This is a genomic window from Variovorax ureilyticus (assembly GCF_037889935.1).
Lineage (GTDB): Bacteria > Pseudomonadota > Gammaproteobacteria > Burkholderiales > Burkholderiaceae_C > Variovorax > Variovorax ureilyticus.
Map to the genome: position 1 here is coordinate 1 of NZ_JBBKZU010000001.1, position 17,193 is coordinate 17,193.

Sequence of the window (17,193 nt, forward strand, 5' to 3'; positions counted from 1 at the left end):
GCTGCCCAGCAAAACGATGCCGAGCTTGCTCGAATGAGCAAAGCGGATGCATCGTCATCGTCGGGTTCATTCAATCGCGTCCGCAGATCACGTTCTGCAGACCATCCCTAGCGAACTCCCTGAACGCGGTCTCCGCGGACGACTTCAAGGGCACCCCTCAGGAGGCCGCTGCGCAACTCATGTCGCAGTACCAACTGATGCGCCACACGAAGACCCTGCCGGACTCCGCCGCGAAGGGTGCGATGGGCGAGATGGTCGCCCGCATGGCTGGCTCGGGGCGCAAGGACCTCCTCAACGCTTTCTTCGATACCGACATGGAGGGCATCGGCAAGGTCCGTGGCTTCCTCGGAGAGGCGAAGGCCCAGACGTTCCTCAACCACGCCACCACGGTGTTCGATGGTCAGCAGCGCAAGCGCATCGATGATGAGGTCCTGCCCTTCTACCGAGCCGCGGACAACGGGGAACTCAACCCCGAGAAGTTCAACGCTTGGCACACCGCCCCGGGCAACAAGGACTACATCTCCGCGGCCACCGTCCACTCCATCGAGCGGGCCAACATGGCGGCTCTCGCCCGTCAGCAGAACGAGCTCTACAAGTCGTCCATGGCGGGCGCCATTCAGGCATCCCAAGCGGAGGCCGAGCGGCGGGTTGAAGCGGCCCTCGTGAACGGCCAACTGCCTACCGTGATGGGCACCAACAAGCCCCAGGTGCTGGACAAGCACGGGGAGCCCAAGGACCTGTCCGACAAGGACGTGCAGGACATGGCCGAGAAGATCGCCGTGCGCCGCACCCAAGGGATGCCCTTCGATCAGCAAGTGGGCTTCTTCGCACAGAACGGGCTCAAGAACCCGAACTGGGAAGCGACGATTCAGGCATCGTTCTTCAACCTCAACACCATCGGGGTGGACTCCAACGGGAAACCGCGGGGGCAACTGAACGATGCCGGGAAGGCGGGCCTGGAGTTGTTCAAGCAATTGAACCTCTACGGGGACTACGCCAAGACCCTGATGCCCGAGAAGCAATACAACCGCTTCGACAACATCGCGTTCCTCACGAAGATGGGCCGCAGCGTGGACGATGCCGCAGGGCTCGCTACCGCCGTGGACATGCCTGTGGTCGAAGGCTCGGACGTGGACAAGCTGGTGAAGGGCGTGCGCTCGCAAGTCGGCAAGATTCAGGCGGACCCCTTCTACAAGTTCGACTGGGCGCAGCGCCTGTGGGGCGACAACACCGTGGCGAACACCGCGCAGATGACCGGCACCCTGCGCCGCTACTCGGAACTACTCGTGCATAGCGGGCAGTACCCGGATGCGCCCTCCGCCATTGAGGCATCGTTCAAGTACCTCGCCAACCCTGCGGTTACAGCGAAGATCAACGGCACGGTGTACCTCCGTTCGGAGATGCCGATGGGTCCCCCGTCCAAGACGCAGGAGGAGTGGTTCGAGCGGTTCATCAACGAGGTCCCCAAGGGCCGCGCGAAGGAGCAATATGGGAAGCCCCAGGATGTTCGCCTCGAATGGAACCCCGCCTCGCGTGCCTATCAGGCGTTTGTCGGCGCCGTCCCGTTGACCAATGCGGACAACACCCTCGCGGTGTACTCGAAGGAGAACATCCAGAAGTGGTACGCGACGAAGGAACAGGCGGACGTGATGGATGCCATCTCGAAGCGCCCGGACGCCAAGCAGAAGGCCGCGGACGAGCAACGCCACGCCACGCGGAAGGCTGAGATGAAGAAGACGGTCAGCACGATGGAGGCCCTCACGCCCCGTGCCCCCGGCCCCCTGCCGGAGATCGACTTCAGCGGGATCACCAATCCCGACCGCAGCGCCCGACCGGGCCAGCGGCAACCGTAGCCCTCGCGGCTCCCCCACCAGACCCCACATGGTGACCCTCAGACGGTTGCCGTGTGGGGTCTTTCCATTTCTACGTCATGAACACTTCAACATTGATGGGCGCAAGCTCGTCATCCCGGGGCGCCGTTCGCGATGGGCGCTCCCTCATCAGCACCATCAACACGGTGCCGACTTCCACCATGCTCACGCTCGGGCTGACACCTTCGCAAGCAGAGCGCATCATTCGAGTTCGCCGTGTGCTGCCGCTGGTCGAAGACCGCAGGGCGCCATGCCTCGACGCTCGCAAGTTGTGGGAGCGCATCGGCAAGCCGCACAGGCGCTTTCGTGATTGGGCTGCGGCCTACATCAAGCCGCTGCTGGCGGCGGGCGAATTAAGCGCGGAAATTTCCGCTCTAACGGTTCCAGCCCGAGGGACGCCTCGCACAGACTACATGCTGAGTCGCTACGTGGCTGCGCAGCTTGCCATGATGGCGAACACCCGCGAGGGCGCCGACATCCGGGATTACTTCTTGGACATGGAAGACCTCGCGCAACGGCTCGCCGTCCACCTCGGGGTTCGCGTTACGGCCATCGTGGAGACGGATCGAGAGGTCACCCACATGATGCGCAGGCGGGCCGGTGATGACGCCAAGGCAGGCCGCATTCCAAAAGCCGCCGTCCGACCCAAAGCAACGGAACGCGAGAAGCGCCTCAAGGACACCGTGTGTTTCGTCCTCACGGGGCACCGGGCGGGGTGGTGGAGGGAGACCTTCGGGCGCGGCGTTCGGGATGTTCTCGATACCGCTGATGCAGCCCTATACGCCAAATGCTACGAATCGGCCCTCGCGGCCATTGGATCGGGCTTGGTCAACAACCAGGACGTGCTAGTGCGGTTCCTCACGCCGACCTATGGCGGAAAGGTCGCCCCCGGCAAGTACCAGACACGGACGCCGGCGCATTGATCTGGGGGCGGGCGGAAGCTCGCTCCTATCGTCTGTGGCTTTGCTATCAAAATGATAGCGTCCCTGAGAGTATCTGTCGGACCCCCTCAAGGGCATCTTCCGGGCGCCCCTACGGAGGTCGGCCTAGACGTTGTAGCCCGAGGCCCTCAAGTCCTTGAGGATCGGATAGGCCACCTCTTCGATACTCCTCTCGTACCGCTTGTAAACCATGCCGCTCAGATCGCTCGGGATGACGACATCCCCGGTGTAAAGGCAGCAGACGCGCGCCCTTCCCAGACGTCCCACGAAGTAGCCAAACTCAAAGATCACATTTGGACGTGCGCGGAACTCTTTCCGGCGCTCCGCATCCGGTTTCACCTCTTCCGCAGCGAGGTACGCAATCTCATCCGGCGTGAGGAGAATGAATGCGTAACCCACGTCGCCGTGCTTCTCAAATTTCTCGATGATGGTCATGCCTTCGTCTGCCTGACGATGTAGCACGATGGGCTCCAGCTTGTTCTCGTGCAGGAAGACCTCAAGGTTTGTTTTGGCGACCTCATCGCGTCCGTGGACAACGAACACCTTGTTGCTGACCTTCGAGGCCGGTCGATCGCTGCGAGTCGCTGACTCAGCTACGGCGGCGCTGCCCGCCATGGGGATCAGTTCGAGCCTCTCAATGATGGAATCGATCCGATGTATCTTGCCGTCAATGTCTTTGAACAGGTCGGCAATCATCTCGCCGAGGGTGTCCACGCCGCCGACGCTGAGCAGGCCGACAAAGTGGCTGTACTCATCCGCGAGTTCGGTGGTGGTGAAGGTGCGCTTGAGCAACTCCGTATTGAATGCATCCCACTTGTAGAACTCATTTTGTAGGTGCTCGTATTCCTCGCGGGAACGCACCGACCCTCTCTTGATCTCCATGCCTTTTGCAATCCGTTCTTGCAGCCTAGCCTTGGCGGCGTCGTGAGCGATCGTCAGTTCCAGGGGGGGAGGCAGGCTGGTCGAGCCTGTTTTTCTTGTTGCCACTTGGTTTCCAGAAGCCGAAGGAGTCGCGATCATAAAAGCCGAGACCGGGGCCATGCTCAGGCACCGCCTTCCCGGACTGCTGCCGTCACGGAGCCTTCGAAGGTCAGGGCCTCTGCCGCCGAAGGCGACCCTCAGGCCCCGTAAGGCCCCACAACGGCCAGTTTGAGGGCAGGGTACTGGATCGCCTCTACGGCCTCCTGAACCTCGCTCAGCGTGCGATGGTCATAAACCACGGTCCCGATGCTGCCTACGGTCTTGTGCCCGGTTACCTTGTCCATGGTTCCCTCGCTATGACCCGCCTTGCGCATCAGCGGGCGCACCGTGTGGCGAAGGTAATGAAAGGTGGGCGCGAGCCCCAATGCCCTGCAATGGTCGCCAAACCAACGGCCGAAGAAGTCGCTCGGCTTCCCCTTGCGCAGCGGCAGGGCGGGCCATAGGGAGTCGCCGCGGGTCTTCTTGATGGCCTCAACGTACTTGAGGAACCCGAGCCGGATGAGTTCGCTGTGAATCGGGACACTGCGATGGCCGGCATCGCTCTTGATGCTCTGCCCCTCGCCCTCGTTCGTCAGCACCAGCACATCGATGCCCTCGACCTTCTGCACGTCAGCCGTCCGCAGTTGGCAGAGTTCCCCCAGGCGGGTCCCCGTGAAGAGCCCCAAGAGGGGAATCCAGTACGCAGCCTCCCGGCCCCCATAGCGGGCCTCGGGAAGGGCATACGCGGTGTGCAGCGGTGCGGCGAACAGCGTTTTCAGTTCCTCCGTGGTCCACGGTCGGCGCTTGTTCGTCGTCGGGGCCTTGATGTCCAAGCCTCGCCAAGGCTGCTTGGGGACCCATTCAAGGGTCTCATGCGCGTACTTCAGCAGGGACTTGATAGCGGTGAGACGGTCACGTGCGGTCTTCGGCGTAGCGCAGTTTTCCCGGAGCCACGTTCGGTAGGCGTCGCCGATCTCCCGTGTGACGCCCTCCAGGGGGAGGCCCTTGTGCTGCCCCTCGAATTGCTTCAGGGCGCGGTCGTAGGCCCCGATGGAATCGGCGGAGCGTGCCGAGTCGCCGGAGGTCTTCCACTTGTCGAAAACGTCACGCAGCGTTCGCGGCTTGACGGGCTTCAGGGCTTCGGGCCTTGCGAAGACCACAGGCGTATCGACTACCTCCCCGGCATCCCTCAGGGTCACCTCTTTGTGCGCCGTGCGGTAAGCCTTCAGGCACGCGAGCAGGGCACCCCGAGCGCCCGGTGTCTTGGCATCGAATGAGACCCCGAGCTTTGCCGCCTCGGCCTTCACGAGGGGTAGAACAGTGCGGAGGTCCCCGCCTGCCTGCGCAATCGCGGCCTTGCCGTCCAGATAGGCATTCAGGCCCTCCAGCTCTTGGCGCTCCTCTGCGGTGGCACCGCTCAGGTCATCTATGCGGGGCTCAGGCAGGTCCCATTGAGGGATCAGCAAAGGGTTTGCATCGCGGCGCCTCAGTTCGCGGCGGATGTGGACCATCTCAGCCAGCAACGGCAGGTCGGAGCGCACCCGGTCATCGTCTGCCAGAACGAAAGCGCGAACCCGTTCGGCAAGGAGAGCGGCAAGCTCAGGGGTGACCGCATCGATTGCGGACGGCGCCAGTTCGCTCCGCTTGGCTTCAAATTCCGCACCCCATTCGGCCCGCTTTATGGTCGCCAGAAGGGTTGCCTCGCGGTAGTCGCCGGTCCCCAAAGCGGGATTTACACGTGTCTTTCCGTAGACCTTCTGGAGGTCGTCGGGGATGACGATGCGAACGAAGTATCGAGAACCCCTGCGGTTCAGTGCGGGCACCTTTGCCATGTCGTTTCCCGTGTTCGTGGCGGGTTTTCCGCCGCGCTTGTTGCGAGGAAGTGACACAGCTAGGTGATACAGGGAGGAGCTTGTAAGTCCTTGATAGCACGTAAGTTCTTCAGAACTCACGGCTTTTTGGAATGAAGATGACGAGCCTTACCCCCGGCACTGGCTACGCAGTTAGGGCTGCTTGGTTCCCCACCTGACCCGGTTGGCCACTTCACCATGCGGGGAGGCCCGTCAACCGACGATTGTAGGCGACGATTCACCACACCATCAGGGAGGTCTCGAGCGCCGCATCGGCGTAGTACAGCCGCACCCCGATCTGGTAGCGCCGTCCCTTCTGCAGGCGCATGCTGACCTTGGCATTGAGATCCGTGCCGCTGTCGTCGGCCCCGGCGATCTGGACGTTGCCGGCTGGCGTGACCTCGAACAGCACGAGGACCGTGTCGGACGTGCCGAAGGTCCCGATGTTGTAGGTGCGCGTGCGGGGCGGCGAGAAATCGAAGACGCGTGTCTCGCCGGCGTTGAGCTTCAGCAACTGCGACAGTCCGACGGTGAGTGCCGGAACGTCAGGTGCCTTGACGCCGGGATACGAAGCCAGCACCCACGACTTGTCCGCGGCGGACAGGCCGCCCTTCGGCTTGATCCCCGCCTTGTAGGCGGCCGGGGCGTCGATCAGTCCGGCGTCGAACTGGTATTCCATGACCGAATCGGGGTCCCAGGTCGTTCCCTTGATCTCCGAGGCCGGGATCTTGCGCAGGATGTTCCACTCGATCTGCGCGTCGTCCCAGTTGTTCGGCGGTCCCTTGAAGTAGTCGATCACCGCCTGCCGGTTCCAGGTGATGCCGGCGTTGGGGTTCTGGTGCTCGTGCTCCAGGCCGATGGTGTGGCCGATCTCGTGCAGCGCGGTGTCGCGGCCGTACGCGGTCGTGAGCGGCCAGCCGAAGTTCATCGTGCGTTCCTGCAGCGACTTGATGTTGAGCACGTCGCGGCCCACGTAGGACCACGAGCCGTCGTTCGGGTTGAATCCGATTCGCACCATGGCGTCTTCCGGCGTGCTGACGCGGCGGAAGCCGATCCCGATGCCCAGCTTGGCCCAGGTATCGAAAGCCTCGGCGACCACCCCAACGTCCGCATTGCCGCCGAGCCATGCAGCGGGCACCGAGTCGCCGCTCTTGAAGCAGTAGTAGGTGATCTGCGTGCCGCTCACCCATTTCTTGCTCGCAGCCAGGATGGCGCGGGTGCGGCCGGCGGGCATGCCGACTTCGAACTGGCGCAGCGGCTGGATGGGTTGGGCGCAGTAACGGCGCGGGCCGGTGTCCTCGGCGGGCGGGGATGTCCGGGCGACGGCGGTGCCTGCGGACTTGCGCGATGCAGTGGCCATGGTGGTCTCCTCCAACGGATTTCATGCTAGGACACGCAGTCGGGATTTCCATCTGAAAGATGGCCTAGTTCGTGGCCGGGGCGCCCGGGCGGGCGACCTAAAATGCGCCGATGGCCTATCTCGTGCTCGCTCGCAAACACCGTCCGAAAACCTTCAGCGAGATGGTGGGGCAGGAGCATGTCGTGCAGGCGCTCGAAAACGCGCTGACCTCGCAGCGCCTGCATCACGCCTATCTCTTCACCGGTACGCGCGGCGTCGGCAAGACGACCGTCTCGCGCATTCTTGCCAAATCGCTCAACTGTCAGGGCCCCGACGGTCAGGGCGGCATCACCGCCACGCCCTGCGGCATATGCCAGGCGTGCAGGGACATCGACGCGGGCCGGTTCGTCGACTACACCGAGCTCGATGCGGCGTCCAACCGCGGCGTGGACGAAGTGCAGGCCCTGCTCGAACAGGCGGTCTACAAGCCGGTGCAGGGCCGCTTCAAGGTCTTCATGATCGACGAAGTGCACATGCTCACCGGGCACGCCTTCAACGCGATGCTGAAGACGCTGGAAGAGCCGCCGGAGTACCTCAAGTTCGTGCTCGCGACGACCGATCCGCAGAAGGTGCCGGTCACCGTGCTGTCGCGCTGCCTGCAGTTCAACCTGCGGCCGATGGCGCCCGAGACCGTGCTCGAACATCTCACGCGCGTGCTGCAGACCGAGTCGGTCCCCGCCGAGCCGCAGGCGCTGCGGCTGATTGCGCGTGCCGCGCGGGGGTCGATGCGCGATGCACTGTCGCTCACCGACCAGGCGATCGCCTTCGGCAACGGCGAACTCCAGGAAGGCGGCGTGCGCCACATGCTGGGCAGCGTGGACCGGGGCCATGTGTTCAGGCTCATCGAGGCGCTGTCTCAGGGCGACGGCAAGACCGTCGTCGAAACGGCCGAGGGCTTGCGGCGCGACGGTTTGTCGGCCGCGTCGACGCTCGAGGAAATGACGGCGGTGCTGCAGGCCATGGCCGTGCTTCAGGCCGTGCCCTCGCGCGCGGGCGCAGATGCGGGTGGCGACCCCGATGCGGCCGAAACGGCCCGCCTCGCTGCGCTGATGCCGGCCGACGAGACGCAACTGCTCTACAGCCTGTGCCTGCACGGCCGCACCGAACTGGGACTCGCGCCCGACGAATACGCGGCGCTCACGATGGTCCTGCTGCGGCTGCTGGCATTCAAGCCAAGCGGGTCGGTCGCCGAGGAAAAAAAAACTCTGAATGAAGCGCCGCGGCGCGAACCACCGGTGGTGCCCGTTGCGCGCGTCGCGCCCGCGGAAGCCGCGCCGCCAGTGGCCGAAGCGCCCCCGCGCGTGGATTCGGCGGCGCCTGCTGCGCGGCCGGGCCATCGTCTGCCGGTGGTCGATGCACCGGCGCTCAATACAGCGGCTTCGCCGCGACCGAGGGCTATCGACGAGCCCGGGCCGGCCCCGACCCAGGTCATGGCCGTGCCCGTGCGCGTTCAGCCGCCTGCGGGTGCGCGTGAGGGCGAATCGACGGCTTCGGCCGCATCGCACCCGATCCCGCCCAGTGAGGAGGGGGATTTCTGGCACGCCACAGTCACGCAGATGGTGGCGGCCGAATCCATTGCGGCGCTGGCGCGGGAGCTTGCGCTGCAGTCGCAACTGGTCGCTCGCGACGTCGACCAGTGGCTGCTGCGCGTCGAGCGAGAATCGCTCAATCAGTCGGGCAGCCGGGACAAGGTCCAGGCGGCGCTTGCGGCCCTCGGCCATGACGTGAAAATCGTGATCGAGATCGGCAGCGTCGTCGACAGCCCGGCGCGGCGCAACAAGCAGGCTGCCGAGGAGCGCCAGCGCGTCGCCGAAGAGGCGATACGCAACGATCCAGACGTGCAATCGATGATGCGCGAGTGGGACGCAAGGATCGTCCCGGGCACGCTTCGACCCGCCTAGTGTTTCCAATTTCTTTCAACGATCGACAGGACCAACGATGTTCAACAAAGGACAACTGGCCGGCCTCATGAAGCAGGCGCAGGCGATGCAGGACAACCTCAAGAAGGCACAGGAAGAGCTCGCCACGATCGAGGTCGAAGGCGAATCGGGTGCCGGCCTCGTGAAAGTGGTGATGACGTGCAAGCACGACGTCAAGCGCATCACGATTGACCCGAGCCTGCTGACCGACGACAAGGACATGCTCGAAGACCTCGTGGCGGCCGCCTTCAACGCCGCGGTGCGCAAGGCCGAGGAAACCAGCGAGCAGAAGATGGGCAAGCTCGCAGCCGGCATGCCTGGCCTGCCGCCCGGCATGAAGCTGCCGTTCTGAGCGCGCGAGCCTGAATGGCGGATTCCGGCTCGCTCGATGCGCTGGTCGATGCATTGCGCCGGCTCCCCGGCGTCGGTGCGAAGTCGGCCTCGCGCATGGCCTTCCATTTGCTGCAGCACGACCGCGAGGGCGCGCAGATGCTCGCGCGCGCGCTGCAGCAGGCGGCGAGCAGCGTGCGGCATTGTTCTCGGTGCAACACCTTCACGGAAGCAGCGATCTGCAACGTGTGCAGCGATCCGCGCCGCGATGCGACCAAGCTCTGCGTGATCGAGACGCCCGCCGACCAGGCGGCACTCGAGCGCACCGGCGCGTTCAAGGGCTACTACTTCGTGCTGATGGGCAAGCTCAGCCCGCTCGACGGCATCGGGCCCAAGGACATCGGGCTTGCCAAGCTGTTCGAGCGCGCCCTCGACGGCACGGTGAGCGAAGTGATCCTCGCGACCAACTTCACCGCCGAAGGCGAGGCGACCGCGCATGTCATCGGCGAGGCGCTCAAGCAGCGCGGCCTCACGGTGACGCGCCTGGCGCGCGGCGTGCCGGCCGGCAGCGAGCTCGAATACGTCGACCTGGGCACCATTGCGCACGCACTGGTCGATCGTCGCTGAGCGAAAAGTCATCGCGAGGAGACGCGCGCATAGCCTCCCCCATCTGACGCTGGCCTACTGGTGTGTCCTGGCCGCTGCGGTGCTGCCCCATATCTCGGCCTACATCGCGAAGGCCGGCGCATTCGGTCTCAAGGACAACAAGGCCCCGTGCGAATGGGGCAGCCGGCAGCGACTCTCGACATGCTGACCCTCGCGTTACGTGGTGCTGCGCGTTGTCTACATCGGCGTGTATATCTGGGGCATCGGAACCGTGCGCAGCGCCGTGTGGGCGCTGGGCTTTCTGGTGAACATCGCGATCCTCTTCGCGGGCCGATAGAGGTCTTCATGTTTACGTAAAAACCCGCACGGGATGTTCCCGATGCAGGCGCCCAACCGCGCCCCTAAGCTCGTTTCGAACCACGAAAACAGAGCCTCAGGCGTCGTCATCCATGCTGCTCAATCGCCGTACCTTCACCGTCGCTGCGGCACTGGGAGCCGCTGCCATCGGGGCGCCGCTGGTCCATGGACAGCCGAAGCTGGAGAAGTCGAAGATCTCGATCGCCGTCGGGGGCAAGGCGGCGTTCTACTACCTGCCGCTGACCATCTCCGAGCAGCTCGGCTACTTCCAGGCTGAAGGCCTTGAAGTCGAGATCTCGGATTTCGCAGGCGGCTCACGTGCGCTGCAGGCGGTCGTGGGCGGATCCGCCGACGTGTGCTCCGGCGCCTTCGAGCACACCATCAACCTGCAGGCCAAGAACCAGTACTTCCAGTCCTTCGTACTGCAAGGGCGCGCACCGCAGATCGCGATCGGCGTATCGACGAAGAACATGCCGGCCTACGGCGGTGTCGCCGATCTCAAGGGCAAGAAGATCGGTGTCTCCGCGCCCGGTTCCTCGACCAACATGGTGGCGAACCTGGTCCTCTCGCGGGGTGGACTCAAGGCCAGCGACGTGAGCTATATCGGCGTGGGCGTTGCGGCCGGCGCATTGACGGCGCTGCGCTCGGGGCAGATCGATGCCATCAGCAACACTGACCCGGTCATGACGATGCTCGAGCAGAAAGGCGACGTGAAGATCATCAGCGACACGCGCACGCTCAAGGGTACGCAGGACGTATTCGGCGGACTGATGCCGGCGGCATGCCTCTATGCGTCCTCGGAGTTCGTGCAGAAGCATCCGAACACCTGCCAGGCGCTGGCCAATGCCATCGTGCATGGCCTCAAGTGGCTGCAGACGGCAGGGCCGGGGGACATCATCAAGACGGTGCCCGAGACCTATCTGCTCGGCGACCGGGCGCTGTATCTCGCTTCGTTCGACAAGGTGCGCGAGGCGATCGCCACCGACGGGATCGTTCCGGCAGACGGGCCGAAGACCGCATTGAACGCCATCGCGAGCTTCGACCCGACGGTCAAGGCCGACAAGATCGACCTCTCGAAGCTCTATACCAACGAGTTTGCGCGGCGTGCGAAGGACAGGTTCAAGGCCTGACTTGCGCGTCCAGCAACCCGGCTCCGGCCGGGTTTTTTATTTGACCTCATGGTGGACCACGCACTCGAACTCTTGAACATCAGTTGCATCTTCCGCGCGAAGGACGACCGGGCGCAGCGCTACACGGCCGTCGCGGATGCCACCCTGCGCGTGCGCGCGGGAGAGTTCGTGTCGGTGGTGGGGCCGACGGGGTGTGGCAAATCGACGCTGCTCAACGTGGGTGCCGGCCTTCTCGAACCTTCATCGGGCGAGGTGAAGGTCTTTGGGCGGCCGCTCGAAGGCATCAACGCGCGCGCGGGGTACATGTTCCAGAGCGAAGCGCTCATGCCTTGGCGCAGTGCGATGGACAACGTGATGCTCGGCCTGCAGTACCGCGGCATGCCCGAAGCGAAGGCGCGCGCACTGGCCAGCGAGTGGCTCGCGCGCGTGGGCCTCGCGGGCTTCGGCGACAGCTATCCGCACCAGCTTTCCGGCGGCATGCGCAAGCGGGCGGCGCTGGCGCAGGTGCTGGCGCTGGACCCGGACATCATTCTTATGGACGAGCCTTTCAGCGCGCTCGACGTCCAGACGCGGCAACTCATGGAAAACGAGGTGCTCGCGCTCTGGGCGAGCAAGAAGAAGGCGGTGCTCTTCATCACCCACGACCTCGACGAGGCCATCGCGATGAGCGACCGCGTCGTCGTGCTGTCCGCGGGGCCGGCCACGCGGCCGATCGGCGAGTTCGAGATCGACCTGCCGCGTCCGCGCGACGTGGCCGAGGTTCGTACGCATCCACGATTCGTCGAACTGCATTCGCAGATCTGGGCCGTGCTTCGCGATGAAGTCCTGAAGGGTTACGCGCAGCAATTGAAGAAGGCGGCCTGACATGAGCCTTCGGCCCAACGAAAGCAATGCGCGCTTCTGGCAGGTCTTGCTGCTGCTGCTCCTGCTGGTGGTGTGGCATCTCTCGTCGCGCAACGAACAATTCGCGTTCTTCGTCGGCGAACCGATCAAGGTCGCGGGCCGGATCTGGAGCTGGTTCATGCCGGTCGCGATCCCTCCGAACCCCTTGTTTCCCGAAGGGCTGCCGGGCAACGCGGATGTCTACCTGCACCTCGGCGTGACGCTGCTCGAAACGGTGCTGGCCTTCGTCATCGGCACGGTGCTGGGGCTGGCCTTCGGCCTGTGGCTCGCTCTGGCGCCGACCGCGAGCCTCGTCTTCGATCCCTACATCAAGGCGGCGAACTCGATGCCGCGCGTCATCCTCGCGCCGATCTTCGCGCTGTGGTTCGGCCTCGGGATCTGGAGCAAGGTGGCGCTGGCGGTCACGCTGGTGTTCTTCATCGTGTTCTTCAACGTCTACCAGGGCGTGAGGGAGGTGAGTCCGGTCGTGCTCGCCAATGCGCGCATGCTGGGCGCGAACCAGCGCCAGCTTCTGCGCACGGTGTACCTGCCGAGTGCGACGAGCTGGGTGTTCTCGAGCCTGCACACCTCGGTCGGCCTCGCATTCGTGGGCGCGGTCGTCGGCGAGTACCTGGGCTCCGCGCGCGGGGTGGGCTACCTCATCCTGCAGGCCGAAGGCACCTTCGATGTCAACACGGTGTTCGCCGGCATCGTGGTGCTGACCGGCTTTGCGCTGGTGCTCGACGGCATCGTCGGTGTGCTGGAACGGCGGCTGATGAAATGGCAGCCGCGCAGCGGCGAAACGGAAAAGCTCTGACCGCGTGCTGCCCGATCAGCGCTTCTTCTTGGAAGGCGTTCCGCCGCGCGGCTCGCGCACGACCTGCTTCTCGGCTGGCTTCTTCGTCACCTTGGAAGCCTTCGGCTCCCTCGAAATCACGCTGTTGGCCTTGAGCGTCTTGCCGCCCGTCAGGTGCGCGAGTCCGGCGCCGACGCGGGTGGCAGGGGCCGCTTTCACCGGCAGGTAGACAACCACGTCGTAGCCCTTGGGGAATGCGTGGTTGGTCTTCACGTCATTCCATTCGGCCACGCTGGCCGGGCTCAGGCGATAGCGCTGGGCAATGCTCGCGACGCTGTCCCGCTTGCCCGCCTTGATGACGGTGCGGCGCGTGACGATCTCGGGCTGGAAGCTCAGGTGGCCGCTGTCGGCGACGGCCGCATCGACGTCTTCCTGCATGCGCGCGGTGCGCGGCACGATCAGCGTCGAGCCGGCCTTGATCAGCATCCGCGGCGGCACGCTGTTGATCGCGCGCAGATCGGCTTCGCTCATGCCCGAGCGCTGGGCCGCGTCCGCGACCGTCATGGTGCTGGGCACGGTCCATGCGGTCCAACTCGCGTACTGGCCTTGCGAATAGGCCTCGAAGTTGCGCTGGAAAACTGCCGCGTTGTCCCACGGCAGCAGGATCTCCGGCGTGCCCGCGGCCAGCAGCACAGGCTTGTGGGCGGACGGATTGAGCGCGCGGAAGTCCTCGATCTTGACGTCCGCCAGCTTCGCCGCAAGGTCGACGTCGAGGTCGCGCTTGAGCTCGACGGTCTGGAAGTACGGGTGGTTCGCGATCAGAGGCAGGTCGGTGTTGAAGCGATCCGGGCTGGCCACGATGTTCTTCACCGCCTGCAGCTTCGGCACGTACATGCGTGTTTCGGCGGGCATCGACAGGTCGGTGTAGCCGGTGGGCAGTCCGGCCCGCTGGTTCTTCGCGATGGCGCGGCTCACATTGCCTTCGCCCCAGTTGTAGGCGGCGAGCGCGAGATGCCAGTCGCCGAACATGCCGTAGAGCTTCTGCAGGTAGTCGAGCGCCGCGCGCGTGGAGGCGACCACGTCGCGACGATCGTCGCGGAAGATGTTCTGCTTGAGGTCGTAGTCGGTGCCGGTGGCGGGCATGAACTGCCACATGCCAGCCGCTCGGGCGCTGGACACCGCCTGCGGGTTGAAGGCGCTTTCGACGAACGGCAGCAGCGCGATCTCGGTCGGCATGTCGCGGCGCTCGAGTTCCTCGACGATATGGAAGATATAGCGGCTGGAGCGCGCGGTCATGCGCTGCATGTAGTCGGGCCGGCTCGCATACCACTGCTCGCGGTCATGCACGAGGTCGTTGTCGAGGTCGGGCATCTTGAAGCCGCGGCGGATGCGGTCCCACATGTCGGTGGGCGGCGCGAGCGTGACGACGGCGCGCGATTTCGTCTGGCCGGAGGTGATCGGCTTGAGTGCCCCGTCCGGATAGACGGGCGCGGCGGCAGTGCCCGATGCAGAGGACGAAGGACCCGTACCGGTGGCGCAGCCCGCGAGAAACAGGGAGCCCGCGAGGCAGGCGGCAACGATGAGTCTCATCGAAAATTGTTCTTCCATTGGCGCAGCGCAGCGAACACCTCGGCTTCGGCGGCCTGTGTCGACAGGCCGGCCTGGGCCTGGACTGCCAGGCGGACGGAGGATTCGCGGCTGCGAAGAAAAGGGTTGACACGGCGCTCGGTCGCGAGCTGCGACGGCAGCGTCGGTTCATCGCGCGCACGCAAGGCTTCGCATTGCGCCGTGTACTGAGCGAGATCGGCGTTGCCGGGTTCCACGGCATGGGCGAATCTCAGGTTAGCAAGTGTGTATTCGTGGGCGCAGCACACGCGGGTGTCGCCCGGCAGCGTGGACAGTGCATCGAGCGATGCAAGCATCTGCGCGGGTGTGCCCTCGAAAAGCCGGCCGCAGCCGCCTGAAAACAAAGTGTCACCACAAAAGACCAGCGGAGCGATGTCGCCCGCCGATGCGTTGCGTGCGTCGGCCGGCAGGAAGTAGGCGATGTGTCCGGCGGTGTGCCCCGGAACCTCGATCACTTCGAAGCGAAGGCCCAGCACCTCGGCGTGATCGCCTGCGACGAGCGGGGTGTAGGGCTGCGGAATGCGTTCGCGCGCAGGGCCGAACACCGGTGCGCCGGTGGCTTCGCGCAACGCGTCGACACCGCCGGTGTGATCGGCGTGATGGTGCGTGACTAGAATCGCGGCCAACTGCAGATTGTCGTGCCGGAGTGCTTCGAACACTGGCCCGGCATCCCCTGGGTCGACCACGATCGCGTTGCGTCCGTCCTGCAGCATCCAGATGTAGTTGTCGGCAAAAGCGGGCAGCGGAACGAGGGTCATGAGCGGTCAAATTATAGGTTTGCACGATTGGTTCGAGACCCCTCCAGGGCGCTACCTGCTGGACTGGGAGCAGGATCAGTTCGACCAGGCCGTGGCGGACGTCTTTGGCTACCACGCGCTCCAGCTCGGGCTGCCCGAGGTGCAGGCACTGCGCGCCAACCGCATGCCGCATCGCTGGCTGGCGCTTTCCGAGTCGGACATGGCGCCGCGCAGTTCGCTTGTCACCGACTTCTCGGCGCTGCCGTTTCCGGCCAACAGCCTCGATCTCGTCGTGCTGCCGCACACGCTCGAACTGAGTCCGGACCCGCACGCGACGCTGCGGGAGGTAGAACGGGTGCTGGTGCCTGAAGGACGGGTCGTGATCTGCGGACTGAATCCGGCGAGCCTCTGGGGCATGCGGCAGCGGCGGGCACGCATCTACCAGCGGCTGGGGTTCGGCGAACTCTTCCTGCCGGATGCCGGCGAGTTCATCGGCTATCGGCGGATGCGCGACTGGCTGCGGCTGCTGAGCTTCGAGGTCGAATCGGGCCGCTTCGGTATCTATCGGCCGGCGGTCCGCAGCGAGGCCTGGCTCGAGCGCTGCCACTGGTTCGATTCCGCCGGGGAGCGCTGGTGGCCGATTTTCGGCGCGGTGTATTTCCTGGTGGCGGTCAAGCGGGTTCGCGGCATGCGGCTTTTGAGCGCCGACTGGCGACGCGCAGCGGCAAGGGCCAGCGCGCCGGTGCCGATCGCAGGAAGGGTGCATCGCGAGCACCGCGACCATCGCGACCACGTCCGCCGCTCACCTCATCGAAAGAAACAAGGAAAAGGTTCTTGAACGAAGTACAGATCTACACCGATGGCGCCTGCAAGGGCAATCCCGGCCCCGGCGGCTGGGGCGCATGGCTGAAATCGGGAGCGACCGAAAAGGAATTGTTCGGCGGCGAACTCAACACCACCAACAACCGCATGGAGCTCCAGGCGGTCATCGAGGGGCTCGCGGCGCTGAAGCGGCCGTGCAAGGTCGTCCTCTATCTCGACAGCCAGTACGTGCGCATGGGCATCACCGAGTGGATCCGCGGCTGGAAGGCCAAGGGCTGGCGCACCTCGACCAAGCAGGCGGTCAAGAACGTGGAGCTCTGGCAACAGCTGGACAAGCTGGTATCGGAAGGCGGCCACCAGATCGAATGGCGCTGGGTCAAGGGGCACTCGGGCGATCCGGGCAACGAGCGCGCGGACGCACTGGCGAACAAGGGCGTCGAGCGCGCGCTCGGACGCATCTAGAGGCGTTCCGGCGCTTCCAGCGCCTCGCCCATTTGAGCGCGGAACAGCAGGTCGTCGGTGACGCGCAGGCGGCGGCTCATCTCGCGGGCGATGTTCATCTGGATCAGCGCGAACTGCTCGACGTCGTGCTCGAACAGCCGGTAGAGGTTGTCGGAGGTCAATTCGATCGCCCTGCAGTCCTCGTCGGCCCGTACCGTGGCGCTGCGGGGGCAGAGGTCGAGCAGGGCCATCTCGCCAAAGCAGTCGCCCGGGCCCAGGCGCCGGATGAGCAGCTCGTGGTCCTGCCAGCTCTTCGAGACCGTGACATGGCCGCTCTCCAGCACGAACATGCAGGTGGGCGTGTCGTTCTCGTGGAAGAAGAAGTCGCCGCGCCGTACATGGCTCACGGGTGCTTCGCCGAGCAGGAATTCGATGGTTTCACCACCGATGGCGCCGAAGATGGGCATCTGCTGGATCAGCTCGATTCTTGATGCCATGCACAGCTCCTTGCCGGTTGGAAAGCTGA

17 protein-coding genes and 1 other RNA gene are annotated in these 17,193 nt (G+C 64.8%); 11 read left to right on the plus strand and 7 right to left on the minus strand.

Annotated features, from left to right (window positions below):
- Nucleotides 1-179 precede the first annotated feature (179 nt).
- Together WKW77_RS00005 and WKW77_RS00010 are read left to right on the plus strand one after the other, a co-directional pair.
- On the plus strand, nt 180-1,853 hold the full coding sequence (locus WKW77_RS00005) for a hypothetical protein (RefSeq protein WP_340354780.1): 1,674 nt from the start codon (nt 180-182) through the stop codon (nt 1,851-1,853).
- Nucleotides 1,854-1,930: 77 nt separating this feature from the next.
- On the plus strand, nt 1,931-2,794 hold the full coding sequence (locus WKW77_RS00010; protein WP_340354781.1) for an antA/AntB antirepressor family protein: 864 nt from the start codon (nt 1,931-1,933) through the stop codon (nt 2,792-2,794).
- Nucleotides 2,795-2,917: 123 nt separating this feature from the next.
- On the opposite strand, the gene WKW77_RS00015 is transcribed toward WKW77_RS00010, so the two are convergent.
- The 4 genes from WKW77_RS00015 to WKW77_RS00030 all read right to left on the minus strand — a co-directional run bounded on the left by WKW77_RS00015 (nt 2,918) and on the right by WKW77_RS00030 (nt 6,982).
- Complete coding sequence (locus WKW77_RS00015) at nt 2,918-3,799, minus strand: TIR domain-containing protein (RefSeq protein WP_340354782.1); 882 nt, start codon at nt 3,797-3,799, stop codon at nt 2,918-2,920.
- Nucleotides 3,800-3,930: 131 nt separating this feature from the next.
- Entirely contained in the window at nt 3,931-5,604 is a 1,674-nt protein-coding gene (locus tag WKW77_RS00020) for a DUF6538 domain-containing protein (protein WP_340354783.1), read from the minus strand.
- Between the two features lie 136 nt (nt 5,605-5,740).
- Nucleotides 5,741-5,837, minus strand: an RNA gene (gene ffs / locus WKW77_RS00025) — signal recognition particle sRNA small type.
- A 23-nt stretch (nt 5,838-5,860) separates the two neighbouring features.
- Complete coding sequence (locus WKW77_RS00030; protein ID WP_340354784.1) at nt 5,861-6,982, minus strand: M12 family metallopeptidase; 1,122 nt, start codon at nt 6,980-6,982, stop codon at nt 5,861-5,863.
- A 110-nt stretch (nt 6,983-7,092) separates the two neighbouring features.
- On the opposite strand from WKW77_RS00030, the gene dnaX reads away from it, so the two are divergent.
- From dnaX to WKW77_RS00065, 7 genes are all read left to right on the plus strand, one after another.
- Nucleotides 7,093-8,922 (plus strand): DNA polymerase III subunit gamma/tau, encoded by a 1,830-nt coding sequence (gene dnaX, locus WKW77_RS00035; RefSeq protein ID WP_340354785.1) that lies wholly within the window; start codon nt 7,093-7,095, stop codon nt 8,920-8,922.
- A gap of 37 nt (nt 8,923-8,959) precedes the next feature.
- Nucleotides 8,960-9,292, plus strand: coding sequence for a YbaB/EbfC family nucleoid-associated protein (locus tag WKW77_RS00040; protein WP_340354786.1), 333 nt, complete (start codon nt 8,960-8,962; stop codon nt 9,290-9,292).
- Between the two features lie 14 nt (nt 9,293-9,306).
- Complete coding sequence (gene recR / locus WKW77_RS00045) at nt 9,307-9,897, plus strand: recombination mediator RecR (protein ID WP_340354787.1); 591 nt, start codon at nt 9,307-9,309, stop codon at nt 9,895-9,897.
- Between the two features lie 202 nt (nt 9,898-10,099).
- Nucleotides 10,100-10,213, plus strand: coding sequence for an MAPEG family protein (locus WKW77_RS00050; protein ID WP_340354788.1), 114 nt, complete (start codon nt 10,100-10,102; stop codon nt 10,211-10,213).
- 112 nt (nt 10,214-10,325) lie between these two features.
- A complete protein-coding gene (locus WKW77_RS00055; RefSeq protein WP_422823091.1) occupies nt 10,326-11,363 on the plus strand; it encodes an ABC transporter substrate-binding protein in 1,038 nt (345 codons plus the stop codon).
- 48 nt (nt 11,364-11,411) lie between these two features.
- Nucleotides 11,412-12,227, plus strand: coding sequence for an ABC transporter ATP-binding protein (locus WKW77_RS00060; protein WP_340354789.1), 816 nt, complete (start codon nt 11,412-11,414; stop codon nt 12,225-12,227).
- Between the two features lies 1 nt (nt 12,228).
- The gene (locus WKW77_RS00065; protein ID WP_340354790.1) at nt 12,229-13,062 is read left to right on the plus strand and encodes an ABC transporter permease; all 834 of its coding nucleotides are present in this window, start codon (nt 12,229-12,231) and stop codon (nt 13,060-13,062) included.
- A gap of 15 nt (nt 13,063-13,077) precedes the next feature.
- On the opposite strand, the gene WKW77_RS00070 is transcribed toward WKW77_RS00065, so the two are convergent.
- Together WKW77_RS00070 and gloB are read right to left on the minus strand one after the other, a co-directional pair.
- Nucleotides 13,078-14,631 carry a transglycosylase SLT domain-containing protein gene (locus WKW77_RS00070; protein ID WP_340354791.1) on the minus strand — a complete coding sequence of 518 codons (1,554 nt, stop codon included), beginning with the start codon at nt 14,629-14,631 and terminating at the stop codon, nt 13,078-13,080.
- Nucleotides 14,628-15,425 carry a hydroxyacylglutathione hydrolase gene (gene gloB / locus WKW77_RS00075; RefSeq protein WP_340354792.1) on the minus strand — a complete coding sequence of 266 codons (798 nt, stop codon included), beginning with the start codon at nt 15,423-15,425 and terminating at the stop codon, nt 14,628-14,630. Before gloB ends, WKW77_RS00070 begins: the two co-directional genes overlap by 4 nt.
- Between gloB and WKW77_RS00080 the strand changes: the two genes are divergently transcribed.
- Both WKW77_RS00080 and rnhA read left to right on the plus strand, forming a co-directional pair.
- Nucleotides 15,424-16,242, plus strand: coding sequence for a class I SAM-dependent methyltransferase (locus WKW77_RS00080; protein WP_340354793.1), 819 nt, complete (start codon nt 15,424-15,426; stop codon nt 16,240-16,242). The two genes, gloB and WKW77_RS00080, sit on opposite strands and share 2 nt — an antisense overlap.
- Nucleotides 16,239-16,688 (plus strand): ribonuclease HI, encoded by a 450-nt coding sequence (gene rnhA / locus WKW77_RS00085; RefSeq protein WP_340354794.1) that lies wholly within the window; start codon nt 16,239-16,241, stop codon nt 16,686-16,688. Before WKW77_RS00080 ends, rnhA begins: the two co-directional genes overlap by 4 nt.
- On the opposite strand, the gene WKW77_RS00090 is transcribed toward rnhA, so the two are convergent.
- Nucleotides 16,685-17,164 (minus strand): cyclic nucleotide-binding domain-containing protein, encoded by a 480-nt coding sequence (locus tag WKW77_RS00090; RefSeq protein ID WP_340354795.1) that lies wholly within the window; start codon nt 17,162-17,164, stop codon nt 16,685-16,687. The genes rnhA and WKW77_RS00090 overlap by 4 nt on opposite strands.
- Nucleotides 17,165-17,193 lie beyond the last annotated feature (29 nt).

What these genes read in the sequence shown, in the direction of transcription:
- WKW77_RS00005 (WP_340354780.1), top strand. Translation starts at nt 180, where the DNA reads ATGTCGCAGTACCAACTGATGCGCCACACGAAGACCCTGCCGGACTCC.
- WKW77_RS00010 (WP_340354781.1), top strand. Translation starts at nt 1,931, where the DNA reads ATGAACACTTCAACATTGATGGGCGCAAGCTCGTCATCCCGGGGCGCC.
- WKW77_RS00020 (WP_340354783.1), bottom strand. Translation starts at nt 5,604, where the DNA reads ATGGCAAAGGTGCCCGCACTGAACCGCAGGGGTTCTCGATACTTCGTT.
- WKW77_RS00030 (WP_340354784.1), bottom strand. Translation starts at nt 6,982, where the DNA reads ATGGCCACTGCATCGCGCAAGTCCGCAGGCACCGCCGTCGCCCGGACA.
- dnaX (WP_340354785.1), top strand. Translation starts at nt 7,093, where the DNA reads ATGGCCTATCTCGTGCTCGCTCGCAAACACCGTCCGAAAACCTTCAGC.
- WKW77_RS00040 (WP_340354786.1), top strand. Translation starts at nt 8,960, where the DNA reads ATGTTCAACAAAGGACAACTGGCCGGCCTCATGAAGCAGGCGCAGGCG.
- recR (WP_340354787.1), top strand. Translation starts at nt 9,307, where the DNA reads ATGGCGGATTCCGGCTCGCTCGATGCGCTGGTCGATGCATTGCGCCGG.
- WKW77_RS00055 (WP_422823091.1), top strand. Translation starts at nt 10,326, where the DNA reads ATGCTGCTCAATCGCCGTACCTTCACCGTCGCTGCGGCACTGGGAGCC.
- WKW77_RS00060 (WP_340354789.1), top strand. Translation starts at nt 11,412, where the DNA reads ATGGTGGACCACGCACTCGAACTCTTGAACATCAGTTGCATCTTCCGC.
- WKW77_RS00065 (WP_340354790.1), top strand. Translation starts at nt 12,229, where the DNA reads ATGAGCCTTCGGCCCAACGAAAGCAATGCGCGCTTCTGGCAGGTCTTG.
- WKW77_RS00070 (WP_340354791.1), bottom strand. Translation starts at nt 14,631, where the DNA reads ATGAGACTCATCGTTGCCGCCTGCCTCGCGGGCTCCCTGTTTCTCGCG.
- WKW77_RS00080 (WP_340354793.1), top strand. Translation starts at nt 15,424, where the DNA reads ATGAGCGGTCAAATTATAGGTTTGCACGATTGGTTCGAGACCCCTCCA.
- gloB (WP_340354792.1), bottom strand. Translation starts at nt 15,425, where the DNA reads ATGACCCTCGTTCCGCTGCCCGCTTTTGCCGACAACTACATCTGGATG.
- WKW77_RS00090 (WP_340354795.1), bottom strand. Translation starts at nt 17,164, where the DNA reads ATGGCATCAAGAATCGAGCTGATCCAGCAGATGCCCATCTTCGGCGCC.